This window comes from Clostridium sp. AF27-2AA, assembly GCF_003478505.1.
In the GTDB taxonomy this organism is placed as follows: Bacteria; Bacillota; Clostridia; order Lachnospirales; family Lachnospiraceae; genus Brotaphodocola.
This window is the reverse complement of the sequence record NZ_QUFI01000051.1, coordinates 1-17,699: the sequence shown is the minus strand read 5'-3', so window position 1 is coordinate 17,699 and position 17,699 is coordinate 1. Positions and strand designations below refer to the sequence as shown.

The window sequence follows — 17,699 nt, the reverse complement described above, 5'->3', positions numbered from 1 at the left end:
CCCCGGCCTGCTTCGGACCTTTTGTGACTATTCTTAAATTGAAATTTTGCGGATATGGACTTTTCCCCGGAAATCCTCTATAATATCTCCCATGAAATCAGCAGGAAAGACGAGGAGCAATCAGGTGAGGAAGCTTGTATATGTGATCGGCATGGGACCGGGAAATTTTGAACAGATGACATTTGAGGCGCGCAGGGCGCTGGAGCAGAGTGATGTGATCGTTGGCTATACCGTGTATGTGGATCTTTTGCGGGAGCATTTCCCGGATAAGCAGTTTCTGACCACACCCATGCGCCAGGAGGTGGAGCGCTGTCGCATGGCTTTTGAGGAGGCGGGTCAAGGGAAGACCGTGGCCATGGTCTGCAGCGGCGATGCCGGTGTGTATGGTATGTCCGGACTGATCCTGGAATTACAGCAGGAGTATCTGGAGTGTGAGGTGGAAGTGGTCAGCGGCGTGACGGCGGCCCTGGCCGGCGGCGCAGTGCTTGGCGCTCCGCTGATGCATGATTTTGCAGTCATCAGTTTAAGTGATCTCTTAACGCCCTGGGAGAAGATCGAGACAAGACTTCGCTGTGCGGCGGAGGCGGATTTTTCCATCTGTATCTACAATCCGTCCAGTAAAAAACGGGCAGATTATTTAAAACGGGCCTGCGACATCATTCTGGGACAGACAAAAGAAGAACGGGTCTGCGGCATTGTGAGCAACATCGGCAGGGAGGGGCAGCGTGCCAGGGTTCTGATGCTCAGTGAGCTTCGTGATACCCAGGTGGATATGTTTACCACGGTGTTTATCGGAAATTCCCAGACAAAAAAGATCGGGGAGCGGATGGTGACACCGCGGGGATATAGAATCTGAAGAGCGTGCAGAACGGACGCAAAGGAAGATTTAGAGAAAATAGATACAGAAAGTGAGACATACCATGGAACAATATCTGGAGGAGCAGCTTCACTGCCTCTGCCGCAGCGTGCGGGCCGCGGATGAGAGGGCGGTGGAAGCGGCAAAACGCCATTGGAACGGGATCGCCAAACCGCTGCACGGACTTGGCCGGTTTGAGGATCTTCTGACCAAAGTGGCAGGCATTCAGAATACGGAAAATATCAAAATGGATCGGAAGGCCGTTGTGGTATTCTGTGCGGACAACGGTGTGGTGGCCGAGGGTGTGACCCAGACGGACAGCAGCGTGACTGCCGTGGTGACAGAAAACTTTGCCCGGGGTATTGCCAGCGTAAACTGCATGGCATCGGTGGCCGGGGCAGATGTGATTCCGGTGGATATTGGCGTGATGGGCGAGATTAAGGAGCCGGGCGTCCGCAACTGCCGCATTGCCAACGGCACCAACAACATGCGAAAAGAACCGGTCATGAGCCGGGAGCAGGCGTTGGAGGCACTTCATACGGGAATCCGCCTTGCATCGGAATTAAAGGATAGTGGATATGATCTGCTGGCAGTCGGAGAGATGGGAATTGGCAACACCACCACCAGCAGCGCGGTGGCCAGCGTCCTTTTGCAGGCCCCGGTGGAGCTTGTGACCGGGCGGGGAGCCGGGCTTTCCAACGCGGGACTGGAAAAGAAAATAGAGGTGATCAAAGAGGCCATTGCACTGCATCATCCGGATCCGGAGGATCCGCTGGCGGTGCTGGAATCGGTCGGCGGTTTTGATATTGCGGGCATGTGCGGGCTGATGCTGGGCGGTGCCATTTACCGGATTCCGGTGGTACTGGATGGCCTGATTTCCCTGATGGCGGCGCTTTTGGCGCAAAAGTTCTGTCCGCTGGTTGCGGACTTTCTGCTTCCGTCTCATATGGGAAAGGAACCGGCCTGTGGCATGGCCATGGAGAAGCTTGGGCTGGAGGCAAGTATTTACGGAAATCTGGCACTGGGAGAGGGAACCGGAGCCGTGATGCTGTTTCCGCTGCTTGATATGGCGGAGGCCGTGTACCGGGAGAACAGCACCTTTGAGGATATCCATGTGGGTGCTTACCAGAGTTTTGAAGAACAGGAACTGGATGAAAGACAGAAAACAGCGCATACAGAGATCGACGGTTTTGGGAAGGAGGAACAGGCATGATTTATTTTATCGGAGCCGGACCTGGAGATCCGGAGCTTATTACGGTGAAGGGAAAACGTCTGATCGATGAGGCAGACATCATCATTTATGCCGGTTCCCTGGTAAATCCCCAGGTGCTTTCCGGGGCAAAGCCGGAGGCAGAAATCTACAACAGTGCTACCATGAACCTGGAGGAGGTTCTGGAGGTGATGAAGTGTGGTGTGGATGCAGGAAAAAAAGTTGTCCGCGTCCATACCGGAGATCCGTCTATTTACGGTGCGCACCGGGAGCAGATGGTGGAGCTGGACAAGCTGGGAATTCCGTATGAGATCGTGCCTGGGGTCAGTTCGTTTCTGGCAGCAGCAGCCAGCTTAAAGCGGGAGTACACGCTGCCGGGAGTCAGCCAGACCGTGATCCTGACCCGTATGGAGGGCCGGACTGCAGTGCCGGAGCGGGAGCAGATCGAGGCACTGGCGGCGCATCAGGCAACCATGGTCATTTTCCTTAGTGTGGGCGAGATTGAGACATTGAGCAAACGGCTGCAGGCAGGTGGTTATCCGGCAGATACTCCGGCGGCAGTGGTATATAAGGCATCCTGGGAAGACCAGAAAATCGTTCAGGGAACCCTGACGGATATTGCGAAAAAGGTAAAAGAGGCAGGCATCCGCAAGACCGCCCTGGTGACGGTAGGACGGTTTCTGGGTGATACCTTTGAGCTTTCCAAACTGTATGACGCGCATTTTACAACGGAATTCCGCAAGGGGGTCTAAGCATGGCAAAGAAAATCATGATCCAGGGGACCATGTCCAATTCCGGAAAGAGCTTTGTGGCGGCGGCCCTGTGCCGGATCTTCAAGCAGGATGGTTACTCCGTTGCACCGTTTAAATCCCAGAATATGGCCCTGAACTCTTACATTACCAAAGATGGACTGGAAATCGGGCGGGCCCAGGCCATGCAGGCGGAGGCGGCTGGAATCGCGCCTACCGTGGACATGAACCCGATCCTGCTAAAGCCGACCAGCCAGATGGGAAGCCAGGTGATCGTAAACGGCGAGGTGTTCGGAAATTTAAGAGCCATGGATTATTACCGCCGCAAAACGGAATTTATTCCGGCAGTCCGGGAGGCGTTCGAGAGGCTGGAAAGCCAGTTTGATGCCATTGTCCTGGAGGGTGCCGGAAGTCCGGCAGAGATCAATCTGCGGGACAATGATATCGTGAATATGGGGATGGCAAAGATTGCGAATGCGCCGGTGCTTCTGGTGGGAGATATTGACCGGGGCGGCGTGTTTGCATCATTATATGGAACCGTCAGTCTGCTGGAGCCGGAGGAGCGGGCCCGCATCAAGGGTCTCATCATCAATAAATTCCGTGGTGATGTTAAGATTCTGGAGCCGGGACTCCGCATGATCGAGGAGCGGCTTCACATTCCGGTGGTGGGCGTGATCCCCATGGAGCAGATCGATCTGGATGATGAGGACAGCCTGTCCGACCGTCTGGTGCGGACTAAGGCGCAGGACGGCCTGGATGTGGCGGTGATCCATCTGCCGCATATCTCCAATTTTACGGACTTCAATGCGCTGGAACATTATGATGGCGTTTCTCTGCGCTATGTGGACCGGCCGGCACATCTGGGACGGCCGGATCTGATCCTCCTGCCGGGAACGAAAAATACCATGGCTGACTTAAAATGGCTGCGGGAGAGCGGACTGGAGGCCATGATCTGGCGGCTGGTGGAGGAACAGAAAGTTCCGGTGATCGGAATCTGCGGCGGTTATCAGATGCTTGGTGAACAGCTTTCTGATCCGCATGGTGTGGAAGGGGAACCGGGCAGCACCATGCGGGGCATGGGACTTCTGGCGGCAGAGACCATCTTTGCGGCAGAGAAAACCAGAACCCGGACAGAAGGAACGGTGATGGCAGCAGCTGGAGTTTATGACCAGGTGACCGGGCAGAGCGTGAAGGGGTATGAGATCCATATGGGAGAGACGTTTCCGGCTGAGGCAGGGTCGGGCTTGAATGGCTCGCAGCAGGCGGGTGCAGGACAGCAGCCAGGAAATGCCTCCCGGGCAGATCACAGTGTTACCCCGGCAATCTGCCTTGCAGACGGCCGCATGGATGGTTTCGTCCGGGCCGATGGCCTGGTATTCGGAAGTTATCTTCACGGCCTGTTTGATAATCTGGAGTTTACCGGAGCGATTCTGACCCGGCTGGCAGAAAAGAAAGGCATCAGCCTGACTGCAAAGGCACAAAGTATGGAAGAATATAAGGAAAGCCAGTATGATAAGCTGGCAGACCTGGTGCGCCGGTCGCTGGATATGGAGGCGGTCTATAAGATTATGGAAGAGTACGAGTCCTAAAGACAGACAGGAACCTGGTATGAAGCCGGGAATGCATGTGGACAATCTGCATGTTGAAAGAACATCCAGGTTTGAACAGGAAAAAAATGGAAAGGATAACATTATGATAGAAACAATGCAGTGGGTCCGCCCGGAGGAGATCGAGGCCCGCAGTATGGCCATCATCGAAGCTGAGATGCCGGAAGGAAACTGGACACCGGGTGAGCTGGCCGTGGTGAAGCGTTGTATCCATACCGCGGCGGATTTTGATTATGCCAGCAATCTCTATTTTTCTGATGGAGCGGTGGAGCTGGCAGTAAATCTGATGAAGAACGGCAGGGGCTTTACCATCGTGACGGATACCAACATGGCGCTGGCCGGTGTAAACAAGGCGGCACTCAAACAGCTAAACGGAACGGTCCGCTGCTTTATGGCAGATCCGGATGTGGCGGCTGAGGCGAAGGAGCGGGGCGTGACAAGGGCTATCGTCAGTATGGAACGCGCGGCAACGCTTGCCGGACCGGTCATCTTTGCCATCGGCAACGCGCCGACGGCCCTTATTCGATTGTATGAGATGATGCAGAAGGGGGAGATCCATCCGGATTTTATCATCGGAACCCCGGTGGGCTTTGTAAATGTAGTAGAGTCGAAGGAGCTCATCTATCAGTCGAGTGTGCCATGCATCGTGGCGCGCGGAAGAAAAGGCGGAAGTAATATTGCGGCAGCTGTGTGCAATGCGCTGATGTATCAGGTCACCAGGACGCAGAAATCGGGCAAATAGCTTAAAACTAAGCCTTCGGGACGTAATGCTTGCATTTTCCGACAAAAAATTTTATAATGTGTTAATATATTATCTTCAAAAAGGTGGCTTTTTCTATGGCGAATGAACAGACGGAGAAGAAAATGGACATTGAGCTGGAGAATCCCGCAGATTTTACCAGCCCGGAAGAATTGTATAAGGACCTGATCCGCAGTATCCGGAAGTATCATCCTTCAGATGATATCTCCCTGATCGAGAAAGCGTACAAGGTTGCCCATGAGGCACACAAGGATCAGAAACGAAAATCGGGTGAACCCTATATCATTCACCCTCTTTGTGTTGCCATCATTCTGGCAGACCTTGAGATGGATAAGGAGACCATTGCGGCAGGCATTCTTCATGATGTCGTGGAAGACACCGTCATGACGCTGGATGAGCTTTCTAAGGAGTTTGGTCCGGAGGTAGCGCTCCTGGTAGACGGCGTCACGAAACTGACCCAGCTGTCCTGGTCCAAGGACAAGGTGGAGATGCAGGCAGAGAACCTGCGCAAGATGTTCCTCGCCATGGCAAAAGATATCCGTGTCATCCTGATCAAGCTGGCCGACCGTCTGCACAATATGCGTACGCTGCAGTACATGAAGCCGGAGAAGCAGAAGGAAAAAGCCCGTGAGACCATGGAAATCTACGCGCCCATCGCCCATCGTCTCGGTATTTCCAAGATCAAGGTGGAACTGGATGATCTCTCATTAAAATATCTGCAGCCAGATGTCTACTATGATCTGGCGGAAAAGATTTCCCTTGGTAAGGATGCCAGGGAGGAGTTTGTCAAGAGCATTGTTGATGAGGTTTCCACCCACATGAAGGAGGCCGGCATTGAGGCCAAGGTTGACGGACGCGTGAAGCATTTCTTCAGCATCTACCGAAAGATGGTCAACCAGCACAAGACGCTGGATCAGATTTATGATCTGTTTGCAGTGCGCATCATTGTAGATACGGTAAAGGACTGTTACGCTGCCCTGGGTGTTATCCATGAGCTGTACAAGCCGATCCCGGGCCGGTTCAAGGACTATATTGCCATGCCGAAGCCGAATATGTACCAGTCTTTGCACACCACACTGATCGGCAGCAACGGCCAGCCGTTTGAGATCCAGATCCGGACCTTTGAGATGCACCGTACCGCAGAATACGGTATTGCGGCGCACTGGAAGTATAAGGAGAGCGGAAGCGGCAAGGTTGCTGCAGGCGATGAAGCGGCAAAGCTGTCCTGGCTGCGCCAGATCCTGGAGTGGCAGAAGGACACCAGTGACTCCAAAGAGTTCCTGAGCATGGTAAAGGGAGATCTGGATTTATTCTCCGAGAATGTGTACTGCTTCACTCCGTCAGGAGATGTCAAGACACTGCCGAGCGGTTCTACAACCATTGATTTTGCGTATTCCATCCACAGTGCGGTGGGCAACAAGATGGTCGGAGCAAGGGTGAACGGCAAACTGGTGCCGATCGAGTATGTGATCCAGAATGGCGACCGCATTGAGGTCATCACATCCCAGAACTCCAAAGGCCCGAGCCGTGACTGGCTGGCTCTGGTGAAGAGTACCCAGGCCAAGAACAAGATCAACCAGTGGTTTAAGAGTGAATTAAAAGAAGATAACATCGTCCGCGGCAAGGATCTCATCGATCGTTACTGTAAGACCAAGGGCATCAATTTTGGCGATTTAAATAAGCCGGAGTTTCAGGAGAAGGTCATGCAGCGTTATGCCTTCCGTGACTGGGATTCTGTTCTGGCTTCCATTGGCCATGGTGGCTTAAAAGAAGGCCAGGTCATCAATAAGATGATCGAGGAACGGGAGAAGAAGACCCGCAAGGAGGTTACCGATACCAACATTCTGGATGGTCTCAGCGAGATGTCCGGAAACAAAGCCGAGGTCAGCAAGAAGACCAAGGGCGGAATTATGGTAAAGGGCATCCATGATGTGGCAGTCCGTTTCTCACGCTGCTGCAGTCCGGTGCCGGGCGACGAGATCGTGGGCTATGTGACCCGCGGCCGCGGCGTATCCATTCACCGGACAGACTGTGTGAATATTATCAACCTTCCGTCGGAGGAGCGCACCCGTCTCATTGAGGCCGAGTGGCAGCAGCCGGAGGATGACAGCAGCACCAAGGAGCGCTACACTACGGAGATCCAGATTTACGCCAATAACCGCATCGGCATGTTTGTCGATATTTCCAAGGTGTTTACGGAGCGCCAGATCGATATCACCTCGATGAATGTGCGCACCAGCAAGCAGGGCAAGGCCACAATCATTATGACGTTTGACATTCACGGAATCGAAGAACTGAACCGGCTGACGGACAAGTTAAGACAGATCGATGGCGTGATCGATATAGAAAGGACTGCGGGATAGTTGTTCCGCAGTTTTTCTGTGTTTCGGATATAGAAAAGGAGCAGATTATGAGTGATTTTCGAATTAAAACCTATGTGCTGGGCGGTGTCAGCACAAACTGTTACCTCGTGTTCCGTGAGGGCGAAAAAACAGCCGTGATCATCGATCCGGCAGACAATGCGGATTACTTAAAGAACAAATGCCGGGAATTTGGCGTGAAACCTGAGGCAGTCCTTCTTACTCATGCGCATTTTGATCATATGCTGGCTGCGGATGATATTCGCAAAGCTTACGGATGCAAGGTTTATGTCCATATGGACGATGAGCGGATGCTGAATGACCCGTTTCTGAATCTTTCCGGAACCATGGGAACAGAGCAGACCGGTATCAGCGCAGACCATCTGCTGCGGGATGGAGATGTACTCCATTTCTTAAACAGGGAGTGGAAGGTTATGGCCACACCGGGCCATACAGCAGGTTCTGTCTGTTATTACCTGCCGGAGGAGAAGGTGCTGTTCAGCGGAGATACCCTGTTTGCGGAGTCTCTGGGACGGACGGATCTTCCGACCGGAAGCATGTCTGCCATTGTTCATTCCATCGCAGAGAAGCTTCTGGTGCTGCCGGATGATATCATGGTCTATCCGGGACATGGTGATGCTACTACCATTGGTTATGAGAAGCAGTATAATCCGGTGGCAGCTTATGTGAGAAAGCGAGGCATGCAGGCATGATCGGAATTTTGTTAAATGACAGCGCTTACGAGCAGGATATCCGGGAGCTTCTGATGGCATTTTACCCGGGACAGACCTTTGCGCATGAAATGCAGGAGGAGCTGGACTTTTTTGTGGAAGGAACGGTAAATGAAGATCGTACGGAGTTTACGTTATGTCTGGGATATTTCGGAAGCTCCTGCTTCCATCTGCTGTCCATGGAGAAACTGGAGCCGGAGATCCGGGCCGAATTTCAGGCGGCGGCGGAGAACAGTGTTCTGAAAGTAAATTACGAAAATCGCTTTGAGACAAAGAATAAGATTAAACGCAGACTCTATGTGCTTCTCATGCAGCAGACGGGAAAGCAGCTCCCGTGGGGAACCTTAACAGGCATTCGTCCGACCAAGATTGCCATGACAAAGCTTGCGGAAGGCGAAACGGAAGAGCAGATTTTCCGCCACATGAAGGATACCTATTTCACCAGCGATGAGAAGATTCACTTAAGCATCGAAATTGCCCAGAGAGAACGCAAGCTGCTTTCGACCATTGATTATAAGGAAGGCTACAGCTTGTATGTGGGCATTCCGTTCTGCCCGACCACCTGCCTGTATTGTTCCTTTACCTCTTATCCGATCGGAAAGTGGAAGGACCGCACTCACGAGTATCTGGATGCGCTGTTCAAAGAACTGGATTATGTGGCAGAAAAGAAGAAGGGCTGCACGCTGGACACCGTTTATTTTGGCGGAGGAACCCCGACTTCTCTTTCTCCGGAAGATCTGGACAGGCTGATCACAAAACTAAAGGGGACCTTTGATTTCTCTGCCGTTCAGGAGTTTACCGTGGAAGCAGGACGTCCGGACAGCATCACCCGGGAGAAGCTGGAGGTGCTTAAGAAACATGGCGTGGGCCGTATTTCCATCAACCCACAGACTATGAAGCAGGATACTCTGCGTCTCATCGGACGCCGCCACACAGTGGAGGATGTGGTGGACCGTTTCAAGCTTGCCCGTGAGGTTGGCTTTGACAACATCAATATGGATCTCATCATCGGACTGCCGGAGGAAACTCTGGAGGATGTACAGGCCACCATGGAGGCAGTGAAGGCCCTGGCACCGGACAGCGTCACTGTGCATTCCCTGGCCATTAAGCGCGCAGCACGCTTAAACACCATGAAGGAAGTTTATAAGGATTTAAAGATCGAGAATACGCAGGAGATGATCGATCTGACTGCCCGCTACGCCCGTGAGATGGGCCTGGAGCCGTACTATCTGTACCGCCAGAAAAATATGGCAGGCAATTTTGAGAACGTGGGCTATGCGGCACCTGGAAAGGCCTGCATCTATAACGTGCTCATCATGGAGGAACAGCAGACCATTATCGGCTGCGGAGCAGGAACCACCACCAAGCGTCTGTTCGCCGAGGAGAACCGTATCGAGCGCTGTGAAAATGTGAAGGATGTGGAGCAGTACATCAGCCGCGTGGAGGAAATGATTGAGCGAAAAGAAAAATTGCTGTCAGATGCGCAGTAACTGTAACAAGTTGAACGCTTACGATTGCAATTTGTTCCTTAGAATAGTATAATTTGTAAACGAGTATGTGATTTTCAGGAAGACTTAGAAACATAGAAAACGGAGAATAAATATGGCATTAAAAAAGAAGCCGGTTACCGGCATGCGTGATATCCTGCCGGCAGAGATGCAGGTGCGGGAATATGTGATGAACCAGATCCGTGAAACCTACCGCAGTTTCGGATTTACCCAGGTGGAGACTCCGTGTGTGGAGCACATCGAAAACCTGACCAGCAAACAGGGCGGAGACAACGAGAAGCTGATCTTCAAGATCTTAAAGCGCGGAGAAAAATTAAACCTCGAGACCGCTGAAACCGAGAACGATTTAACCGACAGCGGACTTCGATATGACCTGACCCTGCCGCTGTCCCGTTATTATTCCAATAACGGAGCACAGCTCCCGAGTCCGTTCAAGGCTCTGCAGATGGGCAGCGTGTGGCGTGCGGACCGTCCGCAGCGCGGCCGTTTCCGTCAGTTCACCCAGTGTGACATCGACATCCTGGGTGACGCAACCAACATGGCAGAGATTGAGCTGATCCTGGCTACCACCACTGCCCTTGGCAGAATCTGCCCGAAGAACGCGTTTACCGTCCGCATCAATGACCGCGGCATTTTAAAGGGCATGGCTCTTTACTGCGGCTTCCCCGAGGATGGCCTGGACCAGGTATTCATTACCCTGGATAAGATGGACAAGATCGGTCTGGATGGCGTAAAGGCAGAGCTTCTGGAGCTTGGTTACGCAGCGGAAAGCGTAGAAAAGTATGCAGAACTGTTATCCGGCCTTGGCGAGGACGCCGCAGCAGTCCGTGGTCTTGGCGAGACCTTAGCCGGTGTGCTGGATACAAAGACCGCAGAGAATCTGGCCAATATCATGGATACCGTAACCGAGGTAGCCGAGACCGACTTTAAGCTGGCCTTTGACCCGACTCTGGTGCGCGGCATGTCCTACTACACCGGAACCATCTTCGAGGTTTCCATGGAAGGCTTTGGCGGTTCCGTTGCAGGCGGCGGAAGATACGACAAGATGATCGGCAAGTTTACCGGTCAGGATACTCCGGCCTGCGGCTTCTCTATCGGCTTTGAGCGTATCGTTACCATCCTTATGGAGCAGGGCGGCGAAATCGAAAATGCGGCTCCGAAGAAGGCTTATCTTATCGAGAAGGGCATGGATCCGGCACGCTACGGACAGATCATGAAGCAGGCTATGGGCGAGCGCAAAGCCGGTGTCCAGGTGCTTGTTTCCATGATGAACAAGAATAAGAAGTTCCAGAAGGAGCAGTTAAACAAAGAGGGCTATAACGAATTTGTAGAGTTTTATAAAGAAGCCCTGAAATAAGAGCTTTGAAATAAGATCATTGAATCAAAGGAGATAAATCATGGCAGAATCAATGCTGGGACTGAAGCGGTCCCATCGGTGTACAGAAGTCACCACAGCAAACATCGGTCAGGAAGTGACCGTTATGGGCTGGGTGCAGAAGAGCAGAAACAAGGGCGGAATCATTTTCGTGGATTTACGTGACCGTTCCGGTATCCTGCAGATCATCTTTGAGGAGAGCGACTGTGGTGCAGAGAGCTTCGCAAAGGCAGAGAAGTTAAGAAGTGAGTATGTCATTGCTGTAACCGGCCGCGTGGAGGCACGTTCCGGCGCAGTCAACGAGAACCTGGCAACCGGTGCCATTGAGGTGCGCGCCAACAGCCTGCGCATCTTATCTGAGTCCGAGACTCCGCCATTCCCGATCGAGGAGAACTCCAAGACCAAAGAGGAGCTGCGTTTAAAATACCGTTTCCTGGATTTAAGAAGACCGGATATGCAGCGCAACCTGCTGTTAAGAAGTAAGATTGCCATTCTCACCAGACAGTTCCTGGCAGAGGAAGGCTTCCTGGAGATCGAGACTCCGACCCTCATCAAGAGCACCCCGGAGGGCGCAAGAGACTACCTCGTACCGAGCCGTGTACATCCGGGCTCCTTCTACGCGCTTCCGCAGTCTCCGCAGCTCTTTAAGCAGCTGTTAATGTGCTCCGGTTACGACCGTTACTTCCAGCTGGCACGCTGCTACCGCGATGAGGATCTGCGTGCAGACCGTCAGCCGGAGTTCACCCAGATCGATATGGAGCTGTCCTTCGTAGACGTGGATGATGTCATCGATGTCAACGAGCGCCTGCTTCACAAGCTGTTCAAGGAAATCTTAAACGTAGAGATTCCGCAGCCGATCCCGCGCATGACCTGGCAGGAGGCTATGGACCGCTTTGGTTCCGATAAGCCGGATCTTCGTTTCGGCATGGAGTTAAAGAATGTATCTGATGTTGTCAAAGACTGTGAGTTCGTTGTATTCAAGGGCGCTCTGGAAAACGGCGGCACCGTTCGCGGTATCAACGCTGAGGGACAGGGCCATATGCCGCGTAAGAAGATCGACGCGCTGGTTGAGTTTGCAAAGGGCTACGGCGCAAAGGGTCTTGCCTACGTTGCAATCCAGGAGGATGGCAGCTACAAGTCTTCCTTCGCGAAATTCATGACCGAGGAGCAGATGGCAGCCCTGATCTCTGCTATGGATGGCAAGCCGGGAGATCTGCTGTTATTTGCAGCGGATAAGAACAAAGTTGTATGGGATGTTCTTGGCAATCTGCGTCTGGAGATCGCGCGTCAGCTTGACCTCTTAAAGAAGGATGATTACAAGTTCCTGTGGGTAACCGAGTTCCCGTTACTCGAGTACTCCGAGGAGCAGGGACGCTTTGTAGCCATGCATCACCCATTCACCATGCCGATGGACGAAGACTGGCATTTAATCGATTCCAATCCGGGCGCAGTACGCGCGAAGGCATACGATATCGTATTAAACGGTACCGAGATCGGTGGTGGTTCTGTCCGTATCCATCAGAGCGACATCCAGTCCAAGATGTTCGAGGTACTGGGCTTCACTCCGGAGAAGGCACAGGAGCAGTTTGGCTTCCTGCTTGAAGCATTCAAGTACGGAGTTCCGCCGCACGCTGGCCTGGCATACGGCCTTGACCGTGTGGTAATGCTGATGGGCGGCTGCGACAGCATCCGTGAAGTCATCGCATTCCCGAAGGTAAAAGACGCATCCTGCCTGATGACCGAGGCACCGACCCCGGTAGATCCGAAGCAGTTAGAAGAGCTTGGCATTGAGGTATGCGAAGAGACTGAGACAACCGAAGAATAAGTCATGATATGTCAGGGACAGAGATCTGCGAAAACAGAGATTCTGTCCCTGTTTTCTGTATGTGTGAAATCTCTGTGAAAATGTGGAAAAGCAAAAAAAACTCTGCTAAAATGGGGAAAAGATGAAAGAAACTCAAAAACAGAGAGGAGACGATACATATGGAATCGTTGAAGATATTAGTAGTGGATGATGAAGCCAGAATGCGCAAGCTGGTGAAGGATTTCCTGACCATCAAGGGCTTTACCGTGATCGAGGCGGAAGATGGCGAACAGGCTGTAGATATTTTCTTTAAGCAGAAAGACATTTCCCTTATCATCCTCGATGTAATGATGCCGAAAATGGATGGCTGGGAGGTTTTAAAGACCGTGCGCCAGTATTCCCAGGTGCCGGTCATCATGCTGACAGCCCGCGGCGAGGAGCGGGACGAGCTTCAGGGCTTTAAGCTTGGTGTGGACGAATACATTTCCAAGCCCTTTAGCCCGAAGATTCTGGTGGCCCGGGTCGAGGCCATTCTGCGCCGTTCCAACGTAGCGGTCAGTGAGACCACGGAGGTAGGCGGTATCCGAATCGACAAGGCAGCACACCAGGTCGAGATTGACGGAAAACCAATTGATTTAAGCTACAAGGAATTTGAACTGCTGACCTATTTTGTAGAAAACCAGGGCATCGCTCTTTCCAGAGAGAAGATCCTCAACAATGTCTGGAATTATGATTACTTTGGTGATGCCCGCACCATTGATACCCATGTCAAAAAGCTGCGCAGCAAGATGGGCGAGAAGGGCAATTATATCAAGACCATCTGGGGCATGGGCTATAAGTTCGAGGTAGACTGATGAAGCACAAAAAGATTTTTCGGTTTCATTCTATCCGTCATCGCATCATGCTGATCTTCGTGGGTCTTATGGCGGCCATGCTTCTGGCCATCTGGGGTGTGAATACCTGGTGGCTGGAGGGCTACTATGTGGACCAGAAGCTGAAGGTGATGGAGCAGGCCTACACGGATATTGACAATGCCATCCAGGAAAAGGTTGGCGAGAATGAGAACATCGGTGATGTGCTGCGGGAGGAGCTGGAGCAGGAGTGGGATATCTGGAAACAGACGGCAAAGGGAGATACCGGTTCTGACAGTGAGGAAGAACCGTCCGGGGCCGATGAGGCAGAACCGTCCGATCAGACGGATGAGGACATCCCGGTAGCTCTTCCGGAAGACATTCCGCAAGAGCAGGGAACCCTGCTTGGAACGATCCGCACCTACAGCGAGCAGAACAACATTGCGATTACCCTCATTGACAGTGACACTGGAAAGGCGCTGGTCAGCTCCGGCCGTGACAGCGACTTTCTGACTCAGAAGCTGCAGCGATATGTGCTGGGCATGGGACACAAGCACATGGAGATATTAAAGCAGCATGATAATTATGTGGTGGAGAAGAACCGGGACTTCCGTTCCAGCAGCATCTATATGGAGAGCTGGGGGTATTTTTCGGATAACCGGACCATGTTCATCATGTCCATGCCTCTTGCCAGCATTCGGGAGAGCGTCGCGCTTTCCAACCGGTTTACCACCTGGGTCGGCTTGAGCGTGCTGGTGTTCGGAAGCATTATGATGTGCTTTGTCACGAACCGCATCACCAAACCGATCATGAAACTGTCGGCCCTTTCCGAAGAAATGTCAAAACTGAATTTTGATGTCGCTTACGAGGATGATGCGGAGGATGAGGTGGGTGTTCTGGGTCGGAGCATGAATTCTCTTTCCCACAGCTTAAAGGATGCCATTGGTGCCTTGCAGGATGCCAACAAACAGCTGCAGCACGACATTGACGAGAAGATCCAGATCGATGAGATGCGAAAAGAGTTCATTGCCAATGTCTCCCATGAACTGAAAACTCCGATTGCCCTGATCCAGGGCTATGCGGAGGGGTTATGCGACGGCATGTGCGAGGATGAAGAAAGCCGCAGTTATTACTGTGAGGTCATCATGGATGAGGCCAACAAGATGAACAAGATGGTACGCCAGCTTCTGACCCTGACGGCCCTGGAATTTGGAAACGACACGCCGAGCATTGCAGCCTTTGATGTCACGGAGCTGGTGCATGACCTGATCAATTCCTCCGGCATCCTCATTCAGCAGAATGCGGCAAAGGTGAGCGTCGATATGCCGGAAACCCTGGTGGTTATGGGGGATGAATTCAAGATCGAGGAAGTTGTGACCAATTATCTGACCAACGCCATGAATCATCTTGGCGGCGATCATAACATCCGTATCTGGAGTGAAACACTGGATGGGGTGGCAAAGATTCATGTATATAATAACGGAACTCCAATCCCGGAGGAAGACCTGCCGAATCTTTGGACGAAGTTCTACAAGGTAGACAAGGCCCGCACCCGTGCTTACGGCGGCAGCGGCATCGGACTTTCTATTGTCAAAGCCATCATGGAAGCACATCACCAGCAGTATGGCGTGGCGAATCACGAGGATGGCGTGGAGTTCTGGTTTACCCTGGCTCTGGCACCGGAGAAACCGGAAGAGGAAGAATAGCGGGAAGAGAACAGCTGACGAAAAAAAACAACCGTTGTCAGAATACAGAAGTTTGCAATCGGATGCGAAGAACGAAAGAAAATTAAACGAAAAAAATAATTGACAATATCCCGATGTGGAAGTAAAATAAAAAAATTCAATAAAACATTGCTTGAAACCGTTGAAGCGGAGATAAAAACAAATCGTGCACTTACAGAGAGACGGATGGCTGGAAAAATCCGGTTAAGATCCGGCAGATCATAGAAAATGTCCATGCATTTGTTCCATTGAAAACAGAATTATGATACAATAAGAGACATCTGGCGCAGCTGGGTGTCTTTATGTTTTTCAGGAAAATTACCTCCTGTGAAACGAAAAATGCTCCCCAGAGAAACGCGCTGTTTACATCAGGAGGAGATATATGAAAATCAGAAATGACCACAACTGGAAAGAGGATATTCCTGCTTTCAGGGAAAAAACGGCAGCCTTTTATGCAGGAGAACTCAGTAAAGATGCCTACAAGGGCTTTTCCGGACTGTACGGAAGCTACGCGCAGAAGGGCGGAAAGGCAAGCATGCTGCGTCTGCGCATGACAGGCGGCTGTGTGACAAAGGAAAAACTGAAATTTATTGCAGATACCATTCGAACATATAATCTGAAAAAAGCTCATTTTACCACCTGCCAGACAATCCAGCTTCATGATCTGGACGGCAGCATTGTGGCGGATATTATGGAGCAGGCTATGGATGTGGGGATCATCACTATGGGCGGAGGCGGAGATTTCCCGCGCAATGTCACCTGCAGCCCACTTTCCGGCGTGGAGAAGGACGAATACTTTAACGTGCTCCCATGGACAAAGGCAGCAGGTGAGTATCTGATGGGGTTTATCCGTGCAGAGAAGATGCCGCGTAAGCTAAAGGTGGCATTTTCCAGCTCTCCGAGCAACCTGTCCCATGCCACTTATCGTGATCTCGGATTCGCGGCGCGTCCGGATGGCTGCTTTGATGTATACAGTGCAGGCGGTCTGGGCAGCAATCCTCGTTTTGGTGTTCTGATCGCGGAAGCGGTAAAACCGGAGGATATCTGTTATTATATCAAGGCTATGTGGCTGACCTTCCGTGCGTATGGAAACTATGAGAACCGCGGCAAGGCTCGCAGCCGCTACATGCAGGAAAGTCTTGGTGGTGCTGAAAATTATAAGAAAGCATTTCTGGAGAAACTGGAAGAGGTATATGCTTCCGGCGAAGATTTGAAGCTCAGCCCGGTTTCCCAGCCTGTTTTAAAACGTGGGGATGGCAGGAATATTTCCGGTCCGCGTGTTCTGGAACAGAAGCAGCCGGGACTTTATACTGTATCCTGGCATCCGGTGGGCGGACAGCCCGATCTTTCTGTTCTGTGTGCTTTAAGTGATGCGATTCAGAGCATGGAAGGTGTGGAACTGCGCCTGGCACCGGATGAAACAGCGTATGTGATCAATCTGACCGGAGCAGAGGCAGAGCGTGTTCTGGATATTACGGAGCATAATACGGCAAAAACAGAATTTGAGGCATCAGTCAGCTGCATTGGAGCAGCAGTATGTCAGGTTGGCGTGCGGGATTCCCAGTCACTCCTCCGGGCCTGTGTGGAGGCGGTGCAGGAGGCTGGACTTCCGGCTGATGCGCTGCCTAAAATCCATATTTCCGGATGTCCTTCCTCCTGTGGTACCCATCAGACCGGTGTTATGGGATTTCGCGGAGCAGCCAAGAAAGTAAATGGAAAGGAAGAGTCTGCGTTCCTTCTGTTCTTAAATGGATGCGACATACAGGGAAAAGAAAAAATGGGGGAAGAACTGGGAACCATTCTGGAAAGTCAGATTCCGGACTTCCTGCTTTCTCTTGGTAAAGCTGTGGCTGCAGCAGGTGTAAGCTTTGCGGAGTGGAATGCCAGAAATCCACAGGGAGTAAAAGAAATCGCGGCTCCATTTATTGCAGCAGAGCAGGCGCGATAGTTTCGTTGAATTGCAGCTGTTTTCTGTGAAAAATAAAAAAATGAAAAAAGTTGAAAAATACTGTTGACTTTTGCGGTGACATTTGATATTATAATCCTCGCCCCGTGAGAACGGGGCAGGAAATCAAAAAAAATTCCAAAAAGAAATCAAAAAAGTTGTTGACAAAGCGAAAGCGATGTGATAAGATATTGAACGTTGCCGCTGAGAACAGCAACA

The 17,699-nt window shown here is 51.8% G+C and carries 13 protein-coding genes; all 13 read left to right on the top strand.

The genetic code is table 11. The features are described 5' to 3' along the window. Positions 1–91: 91 nt before the first annotated feature. The 13 genes from cobJ to DWY84_RS16270 all read left to right on the top strand — a co-directional run bounded on the left by cobJ (position 92) and on the right by DWY84_RS16270 (position 17,483). Positions 92–856, top strand: a complete 765-nt coding sequence (gene cobJ, locus DWY84_RS16330) for a precorrin-3B C(17)-methyltransferase (protein ID WP_178716423.1) — start codon at positions 92–94, stop codon at positions 854–856. A gap of 64 nt (positions 857–920) precedes the next feature. Next, the gene (gene cobT / locus DWY84_RS16325; protein ID WP_118534370.1) at positions 921–2,069 is read left to right on the top strand and encodes a nicotinate-nucleotide--dimethylbenzimidazole phosphoribosyltransferase; all 1,149 of its coding nucleotides are present in this window, start codon (positions 921–923) and stop codon (positions 2,067–2,069) included. Beyond that, entirely contained in the window at positions 2,066–2,818 is a 753-nt protein-coding gene (gene cobM / locus DWY84_RS16320) for a precorrin-4 C(11)-methyltransferase (protein ID WP_118534369.1), read from the top strand. Before cobT ends, cobM begins: the two co-directional genes overlap by 4 nt. Before the next feature lie 2 nt (positions 2,819–2,820). Continuing rightward, positions 2,821–4,404 carry a cobyric acid synthase gene (locus DWY84_RS16315; RefSeq protein WP_118534368.1) on the top strand — a complete coding sequence of 528 codons (1,584 nt, stop codon included), beginning with the start codon at positions 2,821–2,823 and terminating at the stop codon, positions 4,402–4,404. A 103-nt stretch (positions 4,405–4,507) separates the two neighbouring features. Further along, on the top strand, positions 4,508–5,164 hold the full coding sequence (locus tag DWY84_RS16310; RefSeq protein WP_118534372.1) for a precorrin-8X methylmutase: 657 nt from the start codon (positions 4,508–4,510) through the stop codon (positions 5,162–5,164). 95 nt (positions 5,165–5,259) lie between these two features. Next, on the top strand, positions 5,260–7,545 hold the full coding sequence (locus tag DWY84_RS16305) for a bifunctional (p)ppGpp synthetase/guanosine-3',5'-bis(diphosphate) 3'-pyrophosphohydrolase (protein ID WP_118534367.1): 2,286 nt from the start codon (positions 5,260–5,262) through the stop codon (positions 7,543–7,545). 47 nt (positions 7,546–7,592) lie between these two features. Then, positions 7,593–8,255: an MBL fold metallo-hydrolase gene (locus DWY84_RS16300; RefSeq protein WP_118534366.1), complete on the top strand. Its 663-nt coding sequence runs from the start codon at positions 7,593–7,595 to the stop codon at positions 8,253–8,255. Then, the gene (hemZ, locus tag DWY84_RS16295) at positions 8,252–9,763 is read left to right on the top strand and encodes a coproporphyrinogen dehydrogenase HemZ (protein ID WP_118534365.1); all 1,512 of its coding nucleotides are present in this window, start codon (positions 8,252–8,254) and stop codon (positions 9,761–9,763) included. Before DWY84_RS16300 ends, hemZ begins: the two co-directional genes overlap by 4 nt. A gap of 112 nt (positions 9,764–9,875) precedes the next feature. Beyond that, the gene (hisS, locus tag DWY84_RS16290) at positions 9,876–11,138 is read left to right on the top strand and encodes a histidine--tRNA ligase (RefSeq protein ID WP_118534364.1); all 1,263 of its coding nucleotides are present in this window, start codon (positions 9,876–9,878) and stop codon (positions 11,136–11,138) included. Between the two features lie 40 nt (positions 11,139–11,178). Then, the gene (gene aspS, locus DWY84_RS16285; protein ID WP_118534363.1) at positions 11,179–12,981 is read left to right on the top strand and encodes an aspartate--tRNA ligase; all 1,803 of its coding nucleotides are present in this window, start codon (positions 11,179–11,181) and stop codon (positions 12,979–12,981) included. A 158-nt stretch (positions 12,982–13,139) separates the two neighbouring features. Next, positions 13,140–13,814, top strand: a complete 675-nt coding sequence (locus DWY84_RS16280; RefSeq protein WP_118534362.1) for a response regulator transcription factor — start codon at positions 13,140–13,142, stop codon at positions 13,812–13,814. After that, complete coding sequence (locus tag DWY84_RS16275) at positions 13,814–15,517, top strand: HAMP domain-containing sensor histidine kinase (protein ID WP_118534361.1); 1,704 nt, start codon at positions 13,814–13,816, stop codon at positions 15,515–15,517. Before DWY84_RS16280 ends, DWY84_RS16275 begins: the two co-directional genes overlap by 1 nt. Positions 15,518–15,917: 400 nt before the next feature. Continuing rightward, a complete protein-coding gene (locus DWY84_RS16270; RefSeq protein ID WP_118534360.1) occupies positions 15,918–17,483 on the top strand; it encodes a nitrite/sulfite reductase in 1,566 nt (521 codons plus the stop codon). Positions 17,484–17,699: the final 216 nt, after the last annotated feature.